Here is a 4,882-nt window from a genome sequence, read left to right on the forward strand (position 1 = left end):
GACTACGAGTTTGATAGGCCAGGTGTGTAAGGCCCGTAAGGGTTTCAGCTGACTGGTACTAATCTGCCGAAAGGCTTGACCACTTATTAATTTGCTGGTTTAATTGCATTATTGATTCTGTTCGTAGTGACAGGTCGCGACCTGTCACTACATAAAGACATTCCGGAGTGATATTACTGGAGGGGAAACACCCGTTCCCATTCCGAATACGGAAGTTAAGCCCTCCAAGGCCGATGGTACTCTGCTGGCAACGGCATGGGAGAGTAGGTAGTTGCTCCGGTTATTATTTGAAAAGGGGCGAGATTTAATTATCTCGCCCCTTTTTTTGTAGTCGACCATTCTCCGAGAAGGGGGGGGCGAAAATAAAGAAGTGGAATTCATCCAGGTTTAATAGAAAAACCTTGAAAATATCATATTTAAATGATATAATTAAATAGAAATACGAGACTTGTGAATTTAACCTTAAAATTATAGAGAGGTTAATTTTTTTCCATCATTATGATAAAGTTTAAAAAACCTTATAATTTAAATATCCTGATTATTACGATAAGTTTTTTATATTTTTCGTCGGCATGGTGCTATGCTTCAAACTTATCAAGATATCATTTAAGAGTCCCTATCACAGGCTATGACAGGCTGAACGACGCAGAATCTAAGGTCTTATTAGCTGATTTGAAGAAATTCTTGAATGAAGGCGATGATTGGAATGCCAAGTTGGTCGAATTCGCTGAAGCGATAGGAAAAGACAGGTTAACCGGCATACATGCTTCTCCAAATTTAGGCGGCGATAATTTAAAAAAGTATATCAAGGATTTTTTAGCATACGGCGATCCAATAAGAGAATTAGAAAATATACTTAAGGAAAGAGATGAAAATGCTTCGAAAGCATCAAGACGTTTCATAGTCAAGTCAGCTTACAGGGATCTTCTGGGTTATCCCATAGATATAAAATCATATCCTGTTTCCGAAAGGAAGTTATTGAAGGATCTTTTGATAAAATTGTCCGATAAGCCGCAATTTCATTACGATGCGGGTGATTTAAAGAAAATAGTGAGGATATTCGGTTTAATGTATGACCCAGGAACTTTTGAATACATAGATTCGACGCATAAGGTAAGCGCTTTAATGTACGACGTATGGAGCGCCAGCGAATATTTACACGAGAGTTTAATGCCCCAAAGTAATATAGTAGGGACCATAAGATATGACATTCACAGAAAAAGTAACGCTAAAAAGACATTGGATTTGGTAAGCAATTATCTTAATTTTATAGATACGGGAGAAACCAGAGATCTATTTAAGAGCGCCGATCAGCCTAAAACCGTTGATTTCGATTTAAGAACAAATTATATGAGAAAAGAGAGCAAAGCGCTCGAGGTTTATGAACTTCTCCTGGAGATCAGGAACCAGCTATCGATGCTGGTGACCATTGCTTCCCAGGAAAAACTTAAACTATTGAACATATGGTTGATTAAATCAGAGATGCAAGACTCTCATTTTGTGCAAGAAGCTGCCGTGTTCGCAAAGAGCATAGCCGATACCGATATTGCCGTGACACTGAAACTGATTTCGGACTTTCGCATAAGGCTTAAAGAAAAAATTTTTTCAGCCAGGGGAGCCTACAAATTCGAATTGCTGGAGCTGGATTACGCTATCGAAAAAGTGTTATTATATAATCTGGGAGGGTTTTATGATTTTTTGAACGGTGAAACAGCGGAAAACGGTCTCACAATGCCTGAACTAGCCGGAATCGTATTGGATCTGGGGATTTTGCTGGATTGCGATTATGTCTCTCCCATGTCTACTATAGAATTTGCCGCGGGCCTTTCAGATTTTGAGCATAATACCCTTTCCGAACTTAAGGATATTTGCAAAACCATCAGGGGGCAGTATGAGGCGGCACTAAAGATGTTTAATTATAATTACGGGCCGTTTATTAAAGAGTTGTCTTCGGAAAAAAAAGATATACAGCCCGATTTGGAAGATAAGTTAACCAGGTTTCTCCTAAGACGGGAGTATAGCGTGGAGGCTTTTATCCATGCGACACGGGTGCTTGAGGCGAGACTGCGCGGCGCGTCGGAAGATGACAAAATTTTCCGCAAAAATGCGCCTCCTGTTTATTTTATGCAGATGGAAAACACAGTTAAGCAGTCTTATAAAAACAGTTTATATATTAGAAGATTATACGGCGGCAAAGCGGCTTCTTTAGCCGCAATGGCTAGGCTCGGATTCGCTGTGCCTCAGGCATTTTTCATATCACTGACCACGGATTATGATGAAGAAAAAAATATGGGAGAGTTGAAAAATAATGTAAGCATGCTCGAACAGGCCATAAGCAGGCAAGAAGGCACATCTCTTAAGTTTGGAGACACGAATAATCCCCTATTGGTTTCCGTAAGAAGCGGTTCTTTTCTCTCTTTCCCCGGCGCAATGAATACAATCCCGTTTGTAGGCATAAATGATGAAATAGCGGAGGCTATTGCCGAGAAAACAGGAAACGCGTGGTTGGCATATGACAGCTATAGAAGATTTTTGGAGGCGTATGGCATGTATATACTGAATATGAATTTTAAGATATTTGACGATATGATCGACGCCAAAAAATTGGAGTCCGGCGTGACACGCAAAGAAGAACTAAATGCCCCTGCCATGAAATCGCTGGCTTTTAAATATAAAAAGGCCATAGAAAAAGCGGGTTATAAAGATGAGTTGGAAAGGATATTAAAGGACCCATACCAGGCATTGTCCGCGGCTGTTAAGAATATAAATGAATCCTGGTATTCCCGTGAAGCTATAGCGCATAGAAGACTGAGGGATATCAGCGATGATTGGGGTACGGGAGTCATTGTGCAGAAAATGGTTTTTGGTAATTTTAAAACTAAGAATCCTATCTCAGGGACAGCTGTTATTTTTTCCCACGACAAGTTAGATAAGACCCAGAAGTTGACCGGTGAATTTTATCCTAATGCATACGGCGGGGATATCGTGGGCGGACTTGTTAAACCGTATCCGATAGAGCGCTTTAAAATCTTTATTGGCGAAGAGGAATATATGCAAATAGAAAACTACGTAAAAATCCTGTCCGAGATAAATCGTTTTCCTCAGGAAATAGAGATTACTGTTGAAGAAGGCCAGACAAGATGGCTTCAATTCAGGGATAATGATCTTTTTGTACAGCACGAATACGCACCGTTTTACGTTAAAGAGGAACCTGTATTGACGGGAAGCGGGGTCAGCGGAGGGACAATAACAGGAAAGGTGATATTTAAGTCTAAAGATGCGATACATATGAACAAGAAGGCTGAGGCGAAAGGTCTTGACGGCGCGATTCTAATATTGCGCGAAGCAAAACTTCCCCAGGACATCACTTCGGAAGAATTGGAATCCATAGTCGGCTTTATTTCTGTTTTAGGCGGACCGTCCAGCCACCTGGCGCAATTTACAGCGATCAATGGGAAAACGGCCGTAATCGGCTTATCAAAAGACCTTATGATATCCGAAGATAAAGGATACGCCTGGACAGCCGACGGAGTTGTCTCTATAAAAGAAGGGGATGTATTAAGTATAGACGGAAATCCTTCAAGCGGTAAGATATATAAAGGGGCGCTGGAAAAAATAAAGAACGGAAGCATTGCGAAGCAGCCGGTTGAAATCCTATCTTGCATTTAGCTTTATAACCTGCATATTCCTGCCTTATGGTATATACGGCAAAGATTAAAAAAGCGTTCAATTTAAAGATCCCATATTTCCTGATAATCACCTGGCTTATAAACAGCGCTGCCTATGGTATGGATTTTTCAGGATATTCCCTGCGAGCTTCTGCCGGATCGGCCTGATCTGCGCAAGGGGAGAAACGGACAGGCTGAAGAATTTACAGATTTACCTGGAGGATTCCTTAAGGAGATTGCGTAGAACGGAAAAATCTTTAGGGCTTTACGGGGATAGGGGTTTATGTTATAATTAAAATCCAAAACAAGGAGGTCCACCTTGGCGGATTATACTATTAAAGATATAAGGAATATAGCTTTAATATCCCATGCAGGAAGCGGTAAGACGAGTTTTGCAGAGGCGATAGTGTATAACGCAGGAGCCTCTAACCGTTTTGGCAAGGTAGATGACGGTACAACCGTAAGCGATTACAGCGAAGATGAGATAGAGAGAAAAGTCTCCATAAGCGCGAGTATCCTTAGTTTTAAATATAATAATAAAAAGATAAACATGATAGACGCGCCTGGCTACGCTGATTTTATGGGCGAAGTGCTTTCGGCGCTGAACGCGGTTGACAGCGCCGTGCTTCTCGTGGACGCTCATGACGGGATCCAGGTTGGGACAGAAAAGACATGGTCCATGGCGAGCGACATGGGCCTGGCCCGCGTTATATTTTTAAATAAATTAGACAAAGAGAACGTTAATTTTTACGCGATAGTGGATTCCATAAGAGAAAGGTTCGGAAAGTCCTGCGTTTTGGTCAATATGCCTATAGGGGTCGGCCCGGATTTTAAAGGCGTCATTGATCTGTTGGATGCAGGGGCGAACGGCCGTTCGCCCCTACCTGACGGAGAAGATAAAGAAAAGGCGCTGGAATTAAGAGATGCGTTGATTGAGGCAATTGCCGAGAAAAACGACGATCTTTTGGAGAAATACCTGGAAGGCAAAGAACTGACGCCCGAGGAAATAAAGAACGGGTTTAAAAAAGCTGTTTCAGGCAAAGAACTTTTCCCTATTTATTGCGGCTCAGCCACGTTGAATACAGGCGTGAAGGAACTTATGGCAAGTATCTTTGATATACTGCCGTCGCCATCCGACGTTAAACCCAGGAACGCCAAAGATCCGGATACGAATCAGGACAAGGAGTTGAAACTCAACGGTAATGGGAATTTCA

The 4,882-nt window shown here is 41.7% G+C and carries 2 protein-coding genes and 2 rRNA genes; all 4 read left to right on the plus strand.

Features of this window, described 5'->3' with window-relative positions:
- Positions 1-83 (plus strand): 23S ribosomal RNA (locus WC317_08305); the annotation flags it as partial.
- An 80-nt stretch (positions 84-163) separates the two neighbouring features.
- Positions 164-280 (plus strand): 5S ribosomal RNA (rrf, locus tag WC317_08310).
- Between the two features lie 218 nt (positions 281-498).
- A complete protein-coding gene (locus WC317_08315; GenBank protein ID MFA5340125.1) occupies positions 499-3,669 on the plus strand; it encodes a PEP/pyruvate-binding domain-containing protein in 3,171 nt (1,056 codons plus the stop codon).
- A gap of 318 nt (positions 3,670-3,987) precedes the next feature.
- Positions 3,988-4,882: GTP-binding protein (locus WC317_08320; GenBank protein ID MFA5340126.1), on the plus strand; the 895-nt coding region annotated here is incomplete at its 3' end.

Source organism: Candidatus Omnitrophota bacterium (assembly GCA_041653595.1).
GTDB lineage: Bacteria > Omnitrophota > Gorgyraeia > Pluralincolimonadales > Pluralincolimonadaceae > Pluralincolimonas.

Coding starts and splice junctions, on each gene's coding strand:
- WC317_08315 (MFA5340125.1), top strand. CDS start 499: ATGATAAAGTTTAAAAAACCTTATAATTTAAATATCCTGATTATTACG.